Annotated in this window: 24 protein-coding genes and 1 other RNA gene; 17 read left to right on the top strand and 8 right to left on the bottom strand. The window is 62.5% G+C overall.

Translation table 11 applies throughout. From position 1 onward, the window contains the following. The 6 genes from FJ967_RS34110 to FJ967_RS28280 all read left to right on the top strand — a co-directional run. Window positions 1–88 (top strand): DUF6867 family protein (locus FJ967_RS34110; RefSeq protein ID WP_348643119.1); only part of this gene is annotated, 88 nt, incomplete at its 5' end. A gap of 137 nt (window positions 89–225) precedes the next feature. Continuing rightward, a complete protein-coding gene (locus FJ967_RS28300) occupies window positions 226–1,341 on the top strand; it encodes a branched-chain amino acid ABC transporter substrate-binding protein (RefSeq protein WP_140735601.1) in 1,116 nt (371 codons plus the stop codon). A 380-nt stretch (window positions 1,342–1,721) separates the two neighbouring features. Continuing rightward, entirely contained in the window at window positions 1,722–5,180 is a 3,459-nt protein-coding gene (gene pyc / locus FJ967_RS28295; RefSeq protein WP_140735600.1) for a pyruvate carboxylase, read from the top strand. A 148-nt stretch (window positions 5,181–5,328) separates the two neighbouring features. Continuing rightward, complete coding sequence (locus tag FJ967_RS28290; RefSeq protein WP_027053014.1) at window positions 5,329–5,589, top strand: DUF2312 domain-containing protein; 261 nt, start codon at window positions 5,329–5,331, stop codon at window positions 5,587–5,589. Between the two features lie 31 nt (window positions 5,590–5,620). After that, window positions 5,621–6,067, top strand: a complete 447-nt coding sequence (locus FJ967_RS28285; protein WP_140735599.1) for a hypothetical protein — start codon at window positions 5,621–5,623, stop codon at window positions 6,065–6,067. Beyond that, window positions 6,067–6,372, top strand: a complete 306-nt coding sequence (locus FJ967_RS28280; protein WP_246675420.1) for a hypothetical protein — start codon at window positions 6,067–6,069, stop codon at window positions 6,370–6,372. The genes FJ967_RS28285 and FJ967_RS28280 overlap by 1 nt, the downstream gene beginning before the upstream one ends. A 57-nt stretch (window positions 6,373–6,429) precedes the next feature. Here FJ967_RS28280 and msrB read toward each other — a convergent pair whose 3' ends face one another. From msrB to FJ967_RS28250, 5 genes are all read right to left on the bottom strand, one after another. After that, window positions 6,430–6,834, bottom strand: coding sequence for a peptide-methionine (R)-S-oxide reductase MsrB (gene msrB, locus FJ967_RS28275; protein WP_140735597.1), 405 nt, complete (start codon window positions 6,832–6,834; stop codon window positions 6,430–6,432). A 100-nt stretch (window positions 6,835–6,934) separates the two neighbouring features. Then, window positions 6,935–7,732, bottom strand: coding sequence for an MBL fold metallo-hydrolase (locus FJ967_RS28270; RefSeq protein WP_140735596.1), 798 nt, complete (start codon window positions 7,730–7,732; stop codon window positions 6,935–6,937). 22 nt (window positions 7,733–7,754) lie between these two features. After that, window positions 7,755–8,945, bottom strand: a complete 1,191-nt coding sequence (locus FJ967_RS28265) for a VWA domain-containing protein (RefSeq protein ID WP_140735595.1) — start codon at window positions 8,943–8,945, stop codon at window positions 7,755–7,757. A 285-nt stretch (window positions 8,946–9,230) separates the two neighbouring features. Continuing rightward, window positions 9,231–9,677, bottom strand: a complete 447-nt coding sequence (locus tag FJ967_RS28255; RefSeq protein WP_140735593.1) for a GNAT family N-acetyltransferase — start codon at window positions 9,675–9,677, stop codon at window positions 9,231–9,233. 78 nt (window positions 9,678–9,755) lie between these two features. Beyond that, window positions 9,756–10,595, bottom strand: a complete 840-nt coding sequence (locus tag FJ967_RS28250; protein WP_140735592.1) for a MoxR family ATPase — start codon at window positions 10,593–10,595, stop codon at window positions 9,756–9,758. A 146-nt stretch (window positions 10,596–10,741) separates the two neighbouring features. Between FJ967_RS28250 and FJ967_RS28245 the strand changes: the two genes are divergently transcribed. The 7 genes from FJ967_RS28245 (at window position 10,742) to FJ967_RS28215 (ending at window position 14,361) form a co-directional block, all read left to right on the top strand. After that, window positions 10,742–11,167, top strand: coding sequence for a DUF4345 domain-containing protein (locus tag FJ967_RS28245; protein ID WP_140735591.1), 426 nt, complete (start codon window positions 10,742–10,744; stop codon window positions 11,165–11,167). Between the two features lie 25 nt (window positions 11,168–11,192). Continuing rightward, window positions 11,193–11,348, top strand: a non-coding RNA gene (ssrS, locus tag FJ967_RS28240) — 6S RNA. Between the two features lie 95 nt (window positions 11,349–11,443). Further along, window positions 11,444–12,031: a 5-formyltetrahydrofolate cyclo-ligase gene (locus FJ967_RS28235; protein ID WP_140735608.1), complete on the top strand. Its 588-nt coding sequence runs from the start codon at window positions 11,444–11,446 to the stop codon at window positions 12,029–12,031. A 62-nt stretch (window positions 12,032–12,093) separates the two neighbouring features. Next, window positions 12,094–12,918 (top strand): YmdB family metallophosphoesterase, encoded by an 825-nt coding sequence (locus tag FJ967_RS28230; protein WP_140735590.1) that lies wholly within the window; start codon window positions 12,094–12,096, stop codon window positions 12,916–12,918. Window positions 12,919–12,986: 68 nt separating this feature from the next. Further along, window positions 12,987–13,748 (top strand): TerC family protein, encoded by a 762-nt coding sequence (locus tag FJ967_RS28225; RefSeq protein WP_140735589.1) that lies wholly within the window; start codon window positions 12,987–12,989, stop codon window positions 13,746–13,748. A 57-nt stretch (window positions 13,749–13,805) separates the two neighbouring features. Further along, window positions 13,806–13,943 carry a BrnT family toxin gene (locus FJ967_RS33830; protein WP_246675419.1) on the top strand — a complete coding sequence of 46 codons (138 nt, stop codon included), beginning with the start codon at window positions 13,806–13,808 and terminating at the stop codon, window positions 13,941–13,943. A gap of 130 nt (window positions 13,944–14,073) precedes the next feature. Next, window positions 14,074–14,361, top strand: coding sequence for a BrnA antitoxin family protein (locus FJ967_RS28215; protein ID WP_140735588.1), 288 nt, complete (start codon window positions 14,074–14,076; stop codon window positions 14,359–14,361). Between the two features lie 6 nt (window positions 14,362–14,367). Here the strand turns inward: FJ967_RS28215 and FJ967_RS28210 are convergent, their stop codons facing one another. Genes FJ967_RS28210 through FJ967_RS28200 form a run of 3 tightly spaced genes read right to left on the bottom strand, consistent with a single transcriptional unit; the run spans window position 14,368 to window position 15,724 of the window. After that, the gene (locus tag FJ967_RS28210) at window positions 14,368–14,835 is read right to left on the bottom strand and encodes an SRPBCC family protein (protein WP_140735587.1); all 468 of its coding nucleotides are present in this window, start codon (window positions 14,833–14,835) and stop codon (window positions 14,368–14,370) included. 20 nt (window positions 14,836–14,855) lie between these two features. Next, a complete protein-coding gene (locus FJ967_RS28205; protein WP_140735586.1) occupies window positions 14,856–15,218 on the bottom strand; it encodes a hypothetical protein in 363 nt (120 codons plus the stop codon). Between the two features lie 23 nt (window positions 15,219–15,241). Beyond that, the gene (locus FJ967_RS28200) at window positions 15,242–15,724 is read right to left on the bottom strand and encodes an SRPBCC domain-containing protein (RefSeq protein WP_140735585.1); all 483 of its coding nucleotides are present in this window, start codon (window positions 15,722–15,724) and stop codon (window positions 15,242–15,244) included. A gap of 51 nt (window positions 15,725–15,775) precedes the next feature. Here FJ967_RS28200 and FJ967_RS28195 point away from each other — a divergent pair, with 51 nt between their 5' ends. The 4 genes from FJ967_RS28195 to FJ967_RS28180 all read left to right on the top strand — a co-directional run bounded on the left by FJ967_RS28195 (window position 15,776) and on the right by FJ967_RS28180 (window position 18,269). Continuing rightward, complete coding sequence (locus tag FJ967_RS28195; protein WP_140735584.1) at window positions 15,776–16,099, top strand: helix-turn-helix domain-containing protein; 324 nt, start codon at window positions 15,776–15,778, stop codon at window positions 16,097–16,099. A 237-nt stretch (window positions 16,100–16,336) separates the two neighbouring features. Further along, complete coding sequence (locus FJ967_RS28190) at window positions 16,337–17,086, top strand: YebC/PmpR family DNA-binding transcriptional regulator (protein ID WP_140735583.1); 750 nt, start codon at window positions 16,337–16,339, stop codon at window positions 17,084–17,086. Window positions 17,087–17,190: 104 nt separating this feature from the next. Continuing rightward, the gene (locus tag FJ967_RS28185) at window positions 17,191–17,976 is read left to right on the top strand and encodes an RDD family protein (RefSeq protein ID WP_140735582.1); all 786 of its coding nucleotides are present in this window, start codon (window positions 17,191–17,193) and stop codon (window positions 17,974–17,976) included. Next, entirely contained in the window at window positions 17,973–18,269 is a 297-nt protein-coding gene (locus FJ967_RS28180; protein ID WP_140735581.1) for a SelT/SelW/SelH family protein, read from the top strand. Before FJ967_RS28185 ends, FJ967_RS28180 begins: the two co-directional genes overlap by 4 nt. The last annotated feature ends 15 nt before the right edge of the window (window positions 18,270–18,284 follow it).

Here is an 18,284-nt window from a genome sequence, read left to right as displayed (position 1 = left end):
TCAATACACACGAACAAACCAGATGGTCACACAGTATAATTGGCTCTACGAAAGAGCTTCCTTATTGAGCTGGAAACCGAAAGGTTGACGTTCATCATTAACGCCGCTTCAGGGATGAATCGGCGTGACAAGTGCCTGAAAATCGGCAAACTATGCTTTCTGCGATAAGGGTGGGCATCGCATGAAAGCTTCATCCACGCCCACTCCGTTAATGGGAGCGTTTACATGAAAAAGTCACTTTTGTCCGCAGTGGCCCTGACCGCGCTCGTCGCGTTCGGTGGCAACGCGTGGGCTGATGTAATGTTCGGCGTTGCCGGCCCGATCACCGGTCCGAACGCGGCCTTCGGCGCGCAGTTGCAGAAGGGCGCCGAGGCGGCGGTTGCCGAGATCAACGCCAAGGGCGGCATCAACGGCGAGCAGATCAAGCTCGAAGTCGGCGACGACGTCTCCGATCCGAAGCAGGGCATCTCGGTCGCCAACAAGTTCGTCGGCGACGGCGTCAAGTTCGTGGTCGGCCACTTCAATTCGGGCGTGTCGATCCCGGCCTCGGAAGTGTACGCCGAAAACAACATCGTCGAAGTCACGCCCGCCGCGACCAACCCGCAGTTCACCGAGCGCGGCCTGTGGAACGTCTTCCGCACCTGCGGACGCGACGACCAGCAGGGCGGCATCGCCGGCGCCTATATCGCCGCGAACTTCAAGGATGCCAAGGTCGCCGTCATCCATGACAAGACCCCTTATGGCCAGGGCCTGGCTGACGAAACCAAGAAGGCAATGAATGCCGCGGGCGTCAAGGAAGTCATGTATGAAGGCGTCAATGTCGGCGACAAGGACTTCTCGGCGCTCATCGCCAAGATGAAGGAAGCCGGCGTCACCCTGATCTACTGGGGTGGCCTGCACACCGAAGCCGGCCTGATCATCCGCCAGTCGGCGGACCAGGGCCTGAAGGCGACGCTGATGTCGGGTGACGGCATCGTGACGGACGAACTGGCCGCGATCGCGGGCGACGCCGTCGCCGGTACGCTCAACACGTTCGGCCCGGACCCGCGCCTGATCCCCGCCAACAAGGAACTCGTCGAGAAGTTCCGTGCGCAGGGCTTCGAGCCGGAAGCCTACACGCTCTACGCCTATGCCGCCGTGCAGGCGATCGCCGAGGCGGCCACCGCCGCCAAGTCGAACGATCCGCAGGCCGTTGCCAAGGCGCTGCATGAGAACGGACCGTTCGCGACCGTTCTGGGCGATCTCGCCTATGACGCCAAGGGTGACCCGAAGCTGCCCGGCTACATCATGTACGAATGGAAGAAGAAGGACGACGGAAAGTACTCCTGGTTCCCGAAATAAGCCGCTCGGACAGTCCGAGACCAACGATGCCCGGCGCCTTGCGCCGGGCATTTTCTTTTGCGCGCGCCTGATCCGGATGGACACGGCGGACCGCGGCGTGGCCGGGCTCTTCAGGAGTGCCTGACGCACTCGGGATGCTCGATGCGGATGCGAGACGAAAGCCGTTTCAGGCTTTCAGGAAACTGGTTTAGCCGCGAAACGATCATGTCTTGAAGGCCGGTGCTGGCGCTTTCCGGCCTATTTGACCGGATGCGACCGGGTCCGGCGCAAAGAATCGATTTCAATCGATTGAATCCTGTGTCAATTCTGTTTGCACTGCAGCATTTTCACGCTAATCATTGCACCGATTTCCCGTCCCTTCCGTAGCTGGAGCCCAGTCCTTGGCCATCACGAAGATCCTCGTCGCCAACCGGTCAGAAATCGCCATCCGCGTCTTTCGCGCGGCCAATGAACTGGGCCTCAAAACCGTGGCGATCTGGGCCGAGGAGGACAAATACTCGCTGCACCGTTTCAAGGCCGACGAAAGCTACCAGGTCGGGCGGGGGCCGCATCTCAGCAAGGATATGGGGCCGATCGAGAGCTATCTGTCGATCGAGGAGGTGATCCGCGTCGCCCGGCTTTCGGGCGCCGATGCCATCCATCCCGGCTACGGCCTGTTGTCGGAGAGCCCCGAATTCGCCGACGCCTGCGCGCAAGCAGGCATCACCTTCATCGGACCGAAGCCGGAGACGATGCGCCGGCTCGGCAACAAGGTCGCCGCGCGTAATCTAGCCATCGAGGTCGGCGTGCCCGTGGTGCCGGCCACCGATCCGTTGCCGGACGACATGGAGGCGGTCAAGCAACTCGCCAAGACCGTCGGTTATCCGGTGATGCTGAAAGCCTCTTGGGGTGGCGGTGGCCGCGGCATGCGCGCCATCCGGTCCGAGGCCGACCTCGCCCGCGAGGTGATGGAAGGCAAGCGCGAGGCGAAGGCCGCCTTCGGCAAGGACGAGGTCTATCTCGAAAAGCTGGTTGAGCGCGCTCGCCACGTAGAGGTGCAGGTGCTGGGTGATACCCATGGCAATGCCGTGCACCTGTTCGAGCGCGACTGCTCGATCCAGCGCCGCAACCAGAAGGTCGTCGAGCGCGCGCCGGCGCCCTATCTCAGCGAGGATTTGCGTCAGGAGCTTTGCGGCTACGCGCTGAAGATCGCGCGCGAGACCAGCTATATCGGCGCCGGCACCGTCGAGTTCCTGCAGGACGCCGATACCGGCAAGTTCTATTTCATCGAGGTCAATCCGCGCATCCAGGTCGAGCACACCGTCACCGAAATGGTGACCGGCATCGACATCGTGAAGGCGCAGATCCACATCCTCGATGGCTTCGCCATCGGCACGCCGGAATCGGGCGTGCCGGCGCAACGGGACATCCGGCTGAACGGCCATGCCTTGCAGTGCCGGATCACCACGGAAGATCCCGAACACAACTTCATCCCGGACTATGGCCGCATCACAGCCTATCGCGGCGCCACCGGCTTCGGCATCCGCCTCGATGGCGGCACGGCCTATTCCGGCGCGGTCATCACCCGATTCTACGACCCGCTGCTGGAGAAGGTGACGGCCTGGGCGCCGACGCCGGCCGAGACGATCGCCCGCATGAACCGCGCCTTGCGCGAGTTCCGCATCCGCGGCGTCGCCACCAACCTCACCTTCCTCGAAGCGATCATCAATCACCCGAGCTTCGCCGACAATTCCTATACGACGAAGTTCATCGACACGACGCCGGAGCTGTTCCAGCAGGTCAAGCGCCAGGACCGCGCGACCAAGCTGCTCAACTATCTGGCCGATGTCAGCGTCAACGGCCATCCGGAGACGCGCGGCCGGCCGACACCGAAGGCGGACGCGGCTGCGCCCGTGGTGCCCTATCTCAACGGCAATGTGCCTGCTGGCAGCAAGCAGAAGCTCGACGTGCTGGGGCCGGAGAAATTCGCCGCCTGGATGCGCGAGCAAAGGCAAGTGCTTGTCACCGACACGACGATGCGCGACGGCCACCAGTCGCTGCTTGCGACGCGCGTGCGCACGCATGACATTGCCGGCATCGCCGGCACCTATGCACGCGCCTTGCCGCAGCTCCTGTCGCTGGAATGCTGGGGCGGCGCCACTTTCGACGTCGCCATGCGCTTCCTCACCGAGGATCCGTGGGAGCGGCTGTCGCTGGTGCGGGAAGCCGCCCCGAACCTGTTGCTGCAGATGCTGCTGCGCGGCGCCAACGGCGTCGGCTACACCAACTATCCCGACAATGTCGTGCAGCATTTCGTCAAGCAGGCGGCCGCCGGCGGCATCGACCTGTTCCGCGTCTTCGACTGCCTGAACTGGGTCGAGAACATGCGGGTCGCAATGGACGCGGTCGGTGCCGAAGGCAAGCTGGTCGAAGCCGCCATGTGCTACACGGGTGACATTCTCGATCCCGCGCGGGCCAAATACGACCTGAAATACTATGTCGGGCTGGCCAAGGAATTGCAGGCCGCCGGCGCCCACGTCATCGCCGTCAAGGACATGGCCGGCCTGTTGAAGCCAAGCGCTGCCCGCGTGCTGTTCAAGGCGCTGCGCGAGGCGACCGACCTGCCGCTGCATTTCCACACCCACGACACGTCGGGCCTGTCGGCGGCAACCGTGCTGGCGGCGGTGGAAAGCGGCGTCGACGCCATCGACGCGGCGATGGACGCCTTCTCCGGCAACACCTCGCAGCCATGCCTCGGCTCGATCGTCGAGGCGCTGAAGGGCACCGAGCGCGATCCGGGCCTCGACCCGCAATGGATCCGCAAGATCTCGTTCTACTGGGAAGCCGTCCGCAACCAGTACGCCGCCTTCGAAAGCGACCTCAAGGGGCCGGCCTCGGAAGTCTACCTGCACGAAATGCCGGGCGGACAGTTCACCAACCTGAAGGAACAGGCCCGTTCGCTCGGGCTGGAGACACGCTGGCACGAAGTGGCGCAGACCTATCATGACGTCAACCTGATGTTCGGCGACATCGTCAAGGTGACGCCGTCCTCGAAGGTCGTCGGCGACATGGCTCTGATGATGGTGAGCCAGGACCTGACCGTCGCCGATGTCGAGAATCCGGCCCGCGACATCGCCTTCCCGGACTCGGTCGTCTCAATGCTGCGCGGCGATCTCGGCCAGTCGCCGGGCGGCTGGCCGCAGGCGCTGCAGAAGAAGGCACTGAAGGGCGACAAGCCGATCACGGCGCGGCCCGGATCGTTGCTCAAGCCGGCCGACCTCAAAAAGAGCCGCAAGGAGATCGAGGACAAGCTCGAGCGCAAGCTGTCGGAGTACGAGTTCGCCTCGTGGCTGATGTATCCGAAGGTGTTTTCCGACTTCGCCGCGGCGCAGGAAACCTACGGCCCGGTCAGCGTTCTGCCGACGCCGACCTATTTCTACGGCATGAAATCGGAAGACGAGATCTTCGTCGATATCGAAAAGGGCAAGACGCTGGTGGTGCGCTGCCAGGCCTTCGGCGATGTCGACGACAAGGGCATGGTCACCGTCTTCTTCGAGCTTAACGGCCAGCCGCGCCGCGTGAAGGTGCCGGACCGTGCGCATGGCGCTTCCGCCGCCAAGGCGCGCCGCAAGGCCGAGCCCGGCAACGAGGCGCATGTCGGCGCGCCGATGCCCGGCGTGGTTTCGGCACTCGCGGTCGCCGCCGGCCAGGCGGTGAAGGCAGGCGATGTGCTGCTGTCCATCGAAGCGATGAAGATGGAAACGGCACTGCATGCCGAGCGCGACGGCACGGTCGCCGAGGTGCTGGTCAAGGCCGGCGACCAGATCGATGCCAAGGATCTATTGATCGCGTTCAACTGACGCGTCGCCCGATCACACTGGGGACGGCTGGCAGCAGCCGATCACCAGACATCGATAATGTCTTGACCCGCCGCGTCCGCTCGGGCATCGAACCCGCTCCAATTTTGCCGCGCCAGAATCGCGGTGCCCACAAGACGCGGAGAAAAACATGGCCGACGATATCACCGAGACCAGCCAGACTGTTGCCGCCGGCCAGCTGCGCGCCTTGATCGAGCGCATCGAGCGGCTCGAGGAAGAGAAGAAGACGATTGCCGACGACATCAAGGAAGTGTTCGCCGAGGCCAAGGGCACCGGCTTCGACACCAAGGCAATTCGCACCATCATCCGGTTGCGCAAGAAGGATCAGGCCGAACGCCAGGAGGAGGATGCCATCCTCGATCTCTACATGGCCGCGCTCGGCATGGAGTAGGCCGGGCCCATGACGGTTTGCGGAGTCGACCATGAGTGAGTTCGACTTCGGCGGCCGTCGCGCCTCGGAATTTCGCCATCGCGGCTTCTGGTCGCTGTTCGCCGAACGACATCCGGAAGAAAGAACCCGGCTGGCGCGGCGCGGACCCTGGTTCTGGCAGCGTGGGCTGCCCGACTTCGCACTGGTCCTTTCCATGTATGTCGCGCCGGCACAGAACCATGTCGGCGTATTCTTCGGCCGCAACGAGAAATTCGGCGCCACGCAAAGCTGGTCACGGCTGAAGCCGTTCCAGCCGGCGATAGAGGACAGGCTGGGGCTCACGCCGCAACAGAGCTGCGAGGGCCTTGGCATCAATTCGATGTGGCGGGTCAACTGCTATGCCGAAGACAACTGGCCGGCGATATCAGACTGGCTGGTGACGGAGTGCTCGCGCGTCGAGCGCGCGGTCATAGAGGTGTTGGGGCAGGACAGGGTATGATGCCTGCCGCCAAAGCTTTTCTTGGCTCGCGCTGGCAAGGCGTCGTGCCGCTCGACCGGTTGTTCTGGCGCGACATGATCGTCGTCGGCACCGCCGTCAGCGTCGCTTCGTCGGTGGCTGCGCTGATCCTGCTTGGGTTGAAACAGCCGCTGGCGCTGGTTCTGGCGATGCATTTCTTGCCGGTGCCCTACAACATCTTCCTGACGCTGGCGGTGTGGCGCACCGCCGAAAAGGCCGGCGGCGCCGGCGCTTCGCTGTACATGCTGGGATCGGCGCTCTGGCTGATCGCCACGGTTGTCGTCTGAGCAGGCATGCAAAAAGGGCGGCCGCAGCCGCCCTTCGCGAGGAATGTTGACGTTTGTTCAGGTCGCCGGCTCGAATTTCAGCGCCACGCCATTGATGCAGTAGCGCAGGCCGGTCGGCGGCGGGCCGTCCTCGAAGACATGGCCAAGATGGCTGCCGCAACGCGCGCAATGGCATTCGGTGCGAACCATGCCGTAGCTGCGGTCGACGGTGGTCTCGACCGAGCCCGGCACTGGATCGTTGAAGCTCGGCCAGCCGGTGCCGCTCTCGAACTTCAGCGTGGACTGGAACAGCGGCTGATCACAGCCGACGCAGGAAAACGTGCCGGCCCGCTTCTCGTAGAGCAGGGCGCAGCTTCCCGGCCGCTCGGTGCCATGGTTGCGCATGACCGCGTATTGCTCTGGCGTCAGCCGGGCGCGCCATTCGGCATCGGTGCGGGTGACGGGATAGGTGTGGGTGTCCATTTGATCTCCTCAGCCTTGGCGGCTCGTTATTGCTTGCAACCTCATGTTCGCACCAACATAGGCATTTGTTACCGGTTTTGCGCGCATTTTCCTTAGGGTTTCAAGCAATGGCCGCGAGATAGCGTGCGACCGACGCGTCGAAGGCGGATTTCCCGCCGCCGATGATGTTCAGGTCCCACCAGGCACCGCGTATGTCGTCGAAATCGAACGGCTCGAGCGCCGCGGCGATGCGGCGCACGGCGGCTGCGTTCAGCGGAATCTGGTTGGGGTAGCTGTACATGAAGCTGACATGGCGGCGCGTCGGCGTCACCTGCACGGTATCGCCGGTCAGGATGGCGTTGCCGCCGTCGCGCGCCCAGTGCAGCACCTGGCTGCCGGCGAAATGGCCACCGCAGCGAATGAGGGTGACAGAGGGATTGAGGCGCAGCGTATCGCCCTGCCAGCTGACGATCGCGGGATGCGGCCGCATGATCCATTGCCGGTCATCGGCGTGGAGATAGATCGGCACGCCGCCAAACGCCTCGCTCCACTGCGCCATCGCCGAATAGAAATGGCAGTGCGAGATGGCGATCGCCGCCAGGCCGCCACGGCGGTTGATCTCGGCCACCGCCTCGTCACTCACCATGGGGATGCAATCCCACAGCACATTGCCGTGCGGCGTCTCCACCAGTTGCGCGCGCTGGCCGATGGCGAAGCGTGGCTCGATACCGAAGGCGAGGACGCCGGCATCGTCCTTCATCGCCAGCCGATGGGTGGCGGCGAGTTCTTCCGGGGTTATCCAGGCCTGGCCTTCCCAGCGCACGAACTGCCGCTCGTCCTCGCAGATCGGGCAGCGGCGGGGCGGCGCCTGCGTTGCCTCGAACTGGACGCCGCATTGCAGGCAAAGGAAGCTGGTCATCGGATGTTTTCTTCCCTGTCTTTCAGTGCTTCCTTGAAAGCTGTTTGGTCGCTGCTTCCAGACCGGCCAGCGTCATGGGAAACATGCGGCCGCCGAAGATGTCGCGGATCATCGCGATCGAATGGGTGTAGCCCCAGTTCTTTTCGCTCTCGGGATTCAACCACACTGCGTTCGGCCATTGCTGCAGGAGCCGGCCGAGCCAGACGGCGCCGGCTTCCGGGTTCCAGTGCTCGACCGAGCCGCCGGGATGCGCGATCTCATAAGGGCTCATCGAGGCATCGCCGACGACGATGACCTTATAGTCCGGGCCATATTTGTGGAGGAGGTCGAAAGTCGGCGTAACCTGCGCATGACGGCGGCGATTGTCCTTCCACACGCCTTCGTAGAGGCAGTTGTGGAAGTAGAAATATTCGAGCTGGCGGAACTCGGCGCGCGCCGCCGAGAAAAGCTCCTCGACGCTCCTGATATGGTCGTCCATCGAGCCGCCGACATCGAAGAACATCAGGAGCTTCACCGCATTGCGCCGCTCGGGCCGCGTCTTGACGTCGAGATAGCCGTGCTCGGCGGTGGCGTGGATGGTGCCGGGCAGGTCGAACTCCTCCTCGGCGCCCTCGCGCACCCAGCGGCGCAGGCGTTTCAGTGCGATCTTGATGTTGCGGGTGCCGAGTTCGACCGCGTCGTCGAAATTCCTGAATTCGCGTTTTTCCCAGACTTTCACCGCGCGACGGTTGCGGCTCTCGCGCTGGCCGATGCGCACGCCTTCGGGGTTGTAGCCATAGGCGCCGAAGGGCGAGGTGCCGCCGGTGCCGATCCATTTCGAGCCGCCCTGGTGGCGGCCCTTCTGTTCCTCCAGCCGCTGCTTCAAGGTCTCCATCAGTTTTTCGAAACCGCCGAGCGCCTCGACCAGCTTTTTCTCTTCCTCGGTGAGGTGCTTTTCGGCGAGCCGGCGGAGCCATTCCTCGGGAATATTGGCGACGTCGACCGCATCAGGTCCGCCCAACGCTTCAATGCCTTTGAAGACATGCGCGAACACCTGGTCGAAGCGGTCGATGTGACGTTCGTCCTTCACCAAAGCGGCGCGGGCAAGGTAGTAAAAACCCTCGACGTCGTAGTCGACCAGCCCGGCCTCCAGACCCTCCAGCAGCGACAGATATTCCCTGAGCGAAACCGGAACACGCGCGGCCTTCAGTTCGAGGAAGAAGGGGATGAACATGGCTGTCTCTAACCAATGCTCACAGCGGACTCACCCGCGATATTATCGATTTCGCCGAGCAGATCAGCTAGCGTACGTGGGCTAGGAACGGGTAGGCGCTTGGCAACGTGTATCTCGGTCCATTCGCATGCCGCGAGCACTGCGTCGGCAACTGCTTCGTCAGGGCTCGCGCCGCCTCCATGGCAGCCTGGAAGGTCGGGTATCCGAACTCCCCAGACGTTATCGGCACCGTCCAAAATCCCGACATAGTAGGTCATTCAGCGCGTTCCCGCCGTTCAAATCGCGTCACAGCAGATCATACTCGATGAAGCCGGTGCGGCGCGCCACGTGGTCGTAGAGCTTGCGGGCGGTGGCGTTGGTCTCGTGCGTCATCCAGTAGACATTCTTGACGCCGATCTTCGCAGCCTCGTCCTTGACCGCCTTGATCAGCGCAGCGCCAATGCCTTTGCCGCGCACGTCCGGGTCGGCGAAGAGATCCTGCAGGTAGCAGTTGTTTTTCTCCGACCAGCCGGAGCGGTGATAGAGATAGTGGGTCAGGCCGACGGCCTTGCCGTCGAGCGTCGCGATAAAACCTTTCGGCTCGAACTCGCCTTCGGTGAACAGCCGCTTCCAGGTTATGGCATAGACCTCTTCCGGCAGCTTGGTCTCGTAGAAGGTCAGATAGTCGGTCCACAGGCGGCGCCAGTCGGCGTGGTCGGTCTGCGCCAGCGGGCGGACGGTTATCTCGGTCATATTTTCTCCTCCAAAGCTTTGACCGGAAGGCTGCGGCAGAGGCCGTTTGCCGGCAACGGTCCACGGGCGGGAAAAGCGCTATTGCTGCCGCCGCGCTATGAAGGCCAGCCGTTCGAACAGGTGCACGTCCTGTTCGTTCTTCAGCAGCGCGCCGTGCAGCTTGGGCAACGCATTCTTCGGGTCGGCGCGAAGATCCTCGGGCGCGATGTCGTCGGCGACCAGCAGGCGTATCCAGTCGAGCGCTTCCGAGGTGGAGGGCTTCTTCTTGAGGCCGGGCACATCGCGGATTTCGTAGAACTGGGTCAGCGCCGCGCGCACCAGGTTCTGCTTGATGCCGGGATAGTGGACGTCGACAATTCTGTGCAGCGTGTCGACGTCGGGAAAGCGGATGTAGTGGAAGAAGCAGCGGCGCAGGAAGGCGTCCGGCAGTTCCTTCTCGTTGTTGGAGGTGATGATGACGATGGGGCGCACTGCGGCGCGGATCGTCTCGCCGGTCTCGTAGACGAAGAACTCCATCTTATCGAGTTCCTGCAACAGATCGTTGGGGAATTCGATATCGGCCTTGTCGATCTCGTCGATCAAAAGCACGACCTTCTTGCCGGCCGAGAACGCCTCCCAGAGCTTGCCGCGCCGGATGTAGTTCTTGATGTCGTTGAACCTGGTGTCGCCGAGCTGGCTATCGCGCAGGCGTGAGACGGCATCGTATTCGTAGAGGCCCTGCTGCGCCCGCGTCGTCGACTTGACGTGCCATTCGATGAGATCGAGGCCGAGTGCCGCAGCCACCTGGCGGGCAAGCTCCGTCTTGCCGGTACCCGGCTCGCCCTTGACCAGCAACGGCCGCTCCAGTGCGATCGCGGCATTGACCGCGACCATCAGATCCTTGTCGGCGACATAGGCAGCTGTACCTTCGAAACGCATTTTCTCTCCTGGCCGTTTGCGGCGACCCTAAGGATGGGGCGTCACCCGCGCAAGTCTGGGCAGGTTGTGACGAACGGGCTTGAAACCCGCGATCGAAATATTCGTTGCTAACGCAGGTCAGACAATGGGCCAAAGGGGAAAGTGTCGTGAATCGAAGCGTATCCGGCAAGGCGGCACTGCAGATCGTAGTAGGCGTGCTTGCGGCAACGCCGGTCCTGGTCGGCATCGCAGGCATCCTGTCGGGACCGGAATTCCTGCATGTCGCGGCGCCATGGCCGGTCGATCTCGACAGCCACTTTCGCTTTCTGTCCGGCGTCTTCCTGGCCATCGGCATCGCCTGGTACAGCTGCATTCCTGGCATTGAGACGAAGACCGAGCGGTTTCGGCTGCTTGCCGCCTGCACTTTCACCGGTGGTCTGGCACGGCTGGCATCGTTGCTCACGGCCGGTGCGCCGTCGCTCGGGCACGTTGCCGGGCTCTGCGTCGAACTGCTGGCTGTGCCGGCCTTGGTCTGGTGGCAAAGGCGGGTGGCGAATAAAGCCTCTGGGAAGGCCGGTCTCTCTGGCGCTTAGCCAGCCATCGGCCTATATTGGAGAAGACGGTCTGCGCTTCCCGGCAGGAGACACTTTTCCCCGGGGCCTTAACGATCCTTAGGGAGCTGTCCCTGGGAAGACCCGTGGGTTTTCTCACACGGCGCCCACCTACTTTGTAGGCACCCGGGATCGACCTCTCCACCGGTTGTGTGGATCGTCACTTATTGCATGCGCCGACGCATTTGGGTGGATGGTGCGGTGGAAAACGTCGCTCTTGAGACCTCGCACAGCTCTGACCTTTTCTACCTTGGCCGCATGACCTCTTCCAAAGATCTCAAAAAACAGCTGCGCCTCGAGGCCCTCGCCCGACGCGATGCGCTCGATGAGTTCTGGCGGGTGGAGGCGGCGCTCGAAATGGCGGAGACGGCGCGCGACCGCCTGGAAGTCGGGTCCGGTCAGATCGTCTCCGGCTTCTGGCCGATGCGCTCGGAGGTCGATGTCAGGCCGCTGATGTTCGCCTTGCGCGAGAAGGGCGCACGGCTCTGCCTGCCTGCCATTCTCGACAGGACCACCATCGTCTTTCGCGAGCTGGTGCGCGGCGCGCCTATGGTCGACATGGGCTTTGGCACGGTCGGGCCGCATGCCGAGGCCGAGGTTCTCGACCCCTCGGTGATGCTGGTGCCGCTCGCCGCCTTCGATGCGCGTGGCCACCGCATCGGTTATGGCGCCGGCTATTACGACCGCGCGATCGCGAAGCTCGTCGACAAGGGGCACGCCCCCCGTCTCATCGGCATCGCCTTCGACTGCCAAGAAGTCTCGCAAGTCCCGGACGAAGCCCATGATGTGGTCATCCCGGAAATACTCACCGAGAGCGGGTTGCGCCGCTTCGCGCCAAAATTGTAGATAGTTCTTTGAACGCATGATCTTTGCCGAAAAGTCATGCAACTTTTCGGGATCAGGCATAGATGAGACTTCTCTTCCTTGGGGATATGGTCGGCAAGACAGGCCGCACCGCGGTGTGGGAACAACTGCCTGGCCTGATCTCCGACTTCAAACTCGATTTCGTCATCGTCAATGGCGAGAACGCCGCCGGCGGCTTCGGCATTACCGAAGAGATCTTTCGCGAGACCATCGCGGCGGGCGCCGATGTGGTCACCACGGGCAATCATGTCTGGGACCAGCGTGATGCGCTGGCCTTCGCGCCGCGCGAGCAGCGCTTCCTGCGTCCGTCGAATTTTCCCAAGGGCACGCCCGGGCGCGGTTCAGGCGTCTACTTGGCCAGAAGCGGCGCGCGGGTGCTGGTCGCCAACATCATGGGCCGGGTGTTCATGCATCCCGAACTCGACGACCCGTTCCAGGCCGGCGAGCGCGAACTCGCCGCCTGTCCGCTGGGCGAACAGGCCGACGCGGTGGTCATCGACTTCCACGCCGAGGCGACCTCGGAAAAGATGTGCTTCGCGCATTTCGTCGATGGCCGCGCCAGCCTCGTCGTCGGCACCCACACGCACCAGCCTACGGCCGACCACCAGATCCTCAATGGCGGCACCGGCTATCTCTCCGATGCCGGCATGTGCGGCGACTATGATTCCTCGCTCGGGATGGACAAGGAGGAGCCGCTCAACCGGTTCCTGTCTAAAGTGCCGAAAGGCCGTTTCGAGGCGGCGACGGGACCGGCGACCTTGTGCGGCGTCGGCGTCGATATTTCCGATCGCACGGGGCTGACCGAGAGGATCGCGCCGTTTCGTCGCGGGCCGCGGCTTGAAGAAACGGCACCATCCTTCTGGTCGTGACATTGATATAGGGGTTCGCAGTACCTAATTGCCGGCGACACTGCTCTAGATCGTAGGGGACGACCTCCATGCAGCTTATCGAATTCCTGGCGCCGCATTTTCAATTCGTTTCCGACCCGACAGCCTGGGTCGCCTTGCTGACGCTGGTTGTGCTCGAGATCGTGCTCGGTATCGACAATCTGATCTTCATCTCGATCCTGACCAACAAGCTGCCGGAGGCGCAACGGGCCCGGGCACGCCGGCTCGGCATCTCGGCGGCGCTGGTCATGCGGCTGGTGCTGCTCGCCACCATATCCATCATCGTCCAGTTGACGGCGCCGGTCTTCACCGCCTTCGGCCACGGCTTTTCCTGGCGCGACCTGATCCTGATCGCCGGTGGCCTGTTCCTGGTCTGGAAGGCGACCAAGGAAATCCACCATACGGTCGACCCCGACGACCACCAGGATACGATGGTCGGCGGTACGCTGCAGATGAGCCTTGCCGGCGCGATCTTCCAGATCCTGCTGCTTGACCTCGTCTTCTCGATCGATTCCATCATCACCGCCGTCGGCATGACCGACGAGATCGCCATCATGTACATCGCCGTCATCGCCGCCGTGACCGTCATGATGCTGGCGGCGACGCCGCTGGCCAACTTCATTGCCAAGAACCCCAGCATCGTCATGCTGGCGCTCGGCTTCCTCCTGATGATCGGCATGACGCTGATCGCCGACGGCATGGGCTACCATGTGCCCAAGGGCTACATCTACGCGGCGATGGGTTTCTCGGCGCTGGTCGAGGGGCTCAATATGCTGGCGCGGCGAAGGAAGAAGCCCGGGGGTGGGCACTAGGTTCACCCGCTTGACTCCTACGGAATTGTACGTACATAACTGTGGTTGACGTGTGCGATGCGGTTCGAATGGGATTCGGAAGAGGCGAGGCGCAATCTTGCCAAGCACGGTGTCGCCTTCGACCTCGCCCGGAAGGTATTCGATGATCCGTTTCATCTTATCGTGCCTGACCGGTTTGAAGACGGCGAGCAGTGATGGCATGCGATCGGCTTGATCCAAGCCGTTGTGATTATGCTGGTTGTCCATACCTATCCTGACCGTGACGATGAGGAACGGGTTCGGATTGTCGGGGCTCGGAAAGCGACGCCACATGAAAGGAGGCGCTATGAGCAGGAAGGATCTTAGCCAGGGCCAGCGCGACCAACTGACAAAGCTGGCGGAGCTGCCCGACAGCGAGATTGATACTTCCGACATTCCGGAAGCTCCGGCCGAGAACTGGATACATGCCCGACGCGGGCATCTCTACCGGCCAATCAAGCAGCCGGTGACCATTCGGCTCGATGCCGACGTGCTCTCCTGGTTCAAGGAACATGTCGGAGGTGGAGGGTATCAAACCGAGATTAATCGCGTGCTCCGCCACCATGTGATCGAACAGGAAAAGCGGCGAAGCTGAGCCGATTTAGCGCCCCGTCACGCCCTTCGGATGACGGTCGCCGATCAGGCCCAATGTCAGCCCCTGTTCCAGCCAGGCCTTGGCGCCGGCCAGCACCAGTGTGAAGCCACCGGTCGAACCGACGGCCTCCTTCACCTGCTCGTCGCCATTGCCGGCAAAGCCGAAATTGCGGACTTCGAGGAAGGTTGCGTCGTCGGGCATCACGGCAAAGGTCCAGACCACGGTTGTCGGCGGATCGCTCCATTGCATGACGATCTTCCGGTTGGGAACGATCTCGCTGACGCGGACTGTCGTCGAGACGCCGTACATGCGCCATTCCCAACGCAGCTCCTTGCCGTCGTCCAGCCGGCCGCTGCCATGGGTGAACCAGAATTTTGTCGTGATCGCCGGGTCGACAATGGCCTCGAACACTTCGGCGACGGGTCGCCGGATCAGCATGCCCGCTTCGGCTGTCGGCGTTTCATGAATCTGCATTGCCGTTCTCCTTTCCGAACTCACCAGGCATCGGGCTCACGAACCATGTGAACGATGCTGGCCGGGTTGGTGATCCAGCCACCGCGGAAACCCTCGCCCAGGGGCTCGATGGCATCGCAGCGTACGACGCCGGCCTCGGCGAGGCGCTCGGCGGCGGCTGGAAAATCCTGCGTGAAAAGCTCCAGCCAAACCTCGGCCTGGCTCAGCATGGGCGCTTCGTCGATCCACAGCCTGTTGGGGCCGAGTTCGAAGCCGACGGCCGGCGCCTTGGCCGTGAACGGTTTCAGACCGACAACGTCGCGATAGAAGGCGATCGTCGCCTCATACTGGTGCGGGGGGACCTTCATGGCGATGTTGACGCCGCCGGTGATCTTCGCGGTCATTTCTGGCTCCGTTTTCCTGGAGTTCAGATGTTGTTTTCACTGGCCGGTTCGCCGCGCATCTCGCTGCGGTAATAACCGTCGCGCAGGTTGATGCCGTATTCGACATAGGCCTTCATGCAGGCCAGCATCTGCGACCAGCCCTCGCAATTGAGGTAGGATTTCTTCAGGCCCACCGCGCCTTCGTGCCAGCCGCTTTCGGCGATGGTAACGAAGGTGCCGCCATCGTCGAGCGGCTCGAAATCCATCTCGATGCGGGTCTTGTAGGCCGGCTTGCCGTCGGCGTCGGTGGCATCCCAGCGCAGCACGATGCGGCTGTCCTTGACCACCTCGTCGACCTCGACCGGAACCTTGCCCCACCAGACGACGCCGACACCGGGCTGCAGCGGCGCGCTGGCGCCGCCGATGGTGGTGAAGTAGCCGCTCAATTTGTTCGGATTGACGACGGCATCGAAAACCTCGGCGACCGGCCTGCCGATGCGGCCGGAAACCTTGAATCCAAGGGACATATCCACAGCTCCTTCCTTGCTTGGCCAAACGATATGTTATAGAAACATAACATGTCAAGCCAATCTCAGGACGACAATGTTTTCAAGGCGCTGGCGCATCCGCGCCGGCGCGAAATGCTGGATCGGCTGAAAGACGAGCCAAAGACTACCGGAATGCTGTGCGAGGCCTTTCCCGATATCGACCGGTGCACCGTCATGCTGCACCTCAAGGTGCTTGAGGAGGCCGAACTGATCGTGGCGCGGCGCGAGGGGCGCGAGCGCTGGAACCATCTCAATGCGCTGCCGATCAAGCAGATACACGACCGCTGGATCAGCCAGTATGCCGGCCATGCGCTCGGCATCATCGACCGGCTGAAGTCCGACCTGGAGGGGTAGAACGCGGGCCCCGAAAGAGCCTGCTTGCCTGATCTCCTCAAGCCGGATGCCCGGCAACGCGGCGCGGCTGGACGAATTGAGCCGATTTATCTATAAGCCGGCCATTCCGACAAAGAGCGCCGCGCGTCCACCCGGACGCATCAGGGACGCTCTGATATTTTGAATTCGAGCATTTTGCGGAAGGCGAGGTGACCCATCTCGCGGCAAGACGCTCTAGCCGAACACGACAGGGGTGCCATGGCTGGCCATTCACAGTTCAAGAACATCATGCACCGCAAGGGCCGTCAGGACGCGGTGCGGTCGAAAATGTTTTCCAAGCTGGCGCGCGAAATCACCGTTGCCGCCAAGAGCGGGACGCCTGACGTATCGATGAATCCGCGCCTGCGCCTTGCGGTGCAGAACGCCAAAGCGGTGTCGATGCCGAAGGACAATATCCAGCGCGCCATCAACAAGGCTTCGGCGGGCGATGCCGAGAATTACGAGGCGGTGCGCTATGAGGGCTACGGCCCCGGCGGCGTGGCGCTGATCGTCGAGGCGCTGACCGACAACCGCAACCGCTCGGCGTCGAATGTGCGGGCCGCCTTCACCAAGGCCGGCGGCGCGCTCGGCGAAACCGGTTCGGTGTCGTTCATGTGGAACCGTGCCGGCGAAATCTATTATCCGGCATCGGTCGGCAGCGCCGACAAGGTGATGGACGCGGCGATCGAGGCCGGCGCCGACGACGTGGAGAGCGACGAGGAAGGCCACACCATCTATTGCGGCTTCGAGAGCATGGGCGAGGTGTCGAAGGCACTGGAAGCTTCGCTCGGCGAAGCGGAATCGGTCAAGCCGATCTGGCAGCCGCAGAACAACGTGCCGGTCGACGAAGAGCGGGCGCAGTCGCTGATGAAGCTGGTCGCCACGCTCGAGGACGACGACGACGTGCAGAGCGTCTACGCCAATTTCGAGGTCGACGACGAGACCATGGCCAAGCTCAGCGCTGCGTGATCGGCTGAGCGATGGCCAACGGTGCTAGTGGCGGGTAGCATGGCCTCGCTGCTTGGGATTTCCGCCAAAGGTTGCAGCTCAGTCAGTTGTCGGTGAGGGGGAAGATGACTGACGAAGGCGGTGAGCCTGCAGTGACCTGGCCTCGGCCAGGCGGTCTTTGGCGGCGGCTTCTCGCTTCGATTGTCGACTACCTTGTCATCTTCGTCGCTCTTTATGCGCTTGTCGCGACCCTGTTTCTGATGACCGATGGCGGCGTAAAGGGCAGTTTCTGGCTGAACTGGAAAACCTGTCAGTCCGCCAGTTTGAAGGGGACAAGCGATCCCGTGCTTTCCCGTTACGACTGGCAGGTCTGTGCGACATCCTTCTTCGGTTTTCCAGTGGCCAGATGGGCAGCCGGCACAAGCACGGACTCGCAATCGAAGGCAGTATCGACCCTTTCGATAGACCTCGATTCAAACGGAAATTTTCGATCCGCGGCACTGGATCTAGGCTTCCTCCAGGTCCTGGTCCTGGCGATCTATCTTCTTGTGATGGAGGGGGCTTTCAGCCGGTCGCTTGGCAAGGGGGTACTGGCCCTTTTCGTCCATGACGAGTTGGATTGGCATAGGGAAGGCCTCGCCTTGCAAAAAGCCGTTCGTCGGCAGGTGGTAAAATTCCTGGGCTACCTACCCGCTACGCTGGTCGGAGCTTTCTTTGCTTTCCAGGCGTGGAAAACCTTTCCGATACCCGTGCAGAGCTATTCCCAACTGGAAATCGTAATCGCGTTTGCCGCGTCTGCCCTGGCTTTCCTCTGGCCATGCTGGATCGCGCTGGCCATCGCATTCGGCAATGAGCCAATACATGACCGGATTGCCGGCACGACCGTGCGCGTTCTGGAGGCGGACCAATGAACACATCGGATAAACCTAGGATCGTCGTCACCTACTGCACGCAGTGCATGTGGCTTCTGCGTGCCGGCTGGATGGCGCAGGAACTGCTCTCTACCTTCGGTACCGATCTCGGCGAGGTGACCTTGGTCCCCGGCACCGGCGGCATCTTCACCATTTCGTGCAATGATGTGCTGGTCTGGGACCGCAAGCGCGACGGTGGTTTTCCGGAAGCGGCGAAACTCAAGCAACTGGTCCGCGACGTGATCGCCCCGGACCGCGACCTCGGTCACGCCGACCGCAAGGCGAAGAGCTGAGACCCTGCGCGAAGC

Origin of the sequence: Mesorhizobium sp. B2-3-4, assembly GCF_006442315.1 — a bacterium.
In the GTDB taxonomy this organism is placed as follows: domain Bacteria; phylum Pseudomonadota; class Alphaproteobacteria; order Rhizobiales; family Rhizobiaceae; genus Mesorhizobium.
Note: the sequence above shows the minus strand (reverse complement) of the source record. Positions and strands in the feature narration are given on the sequence as shown.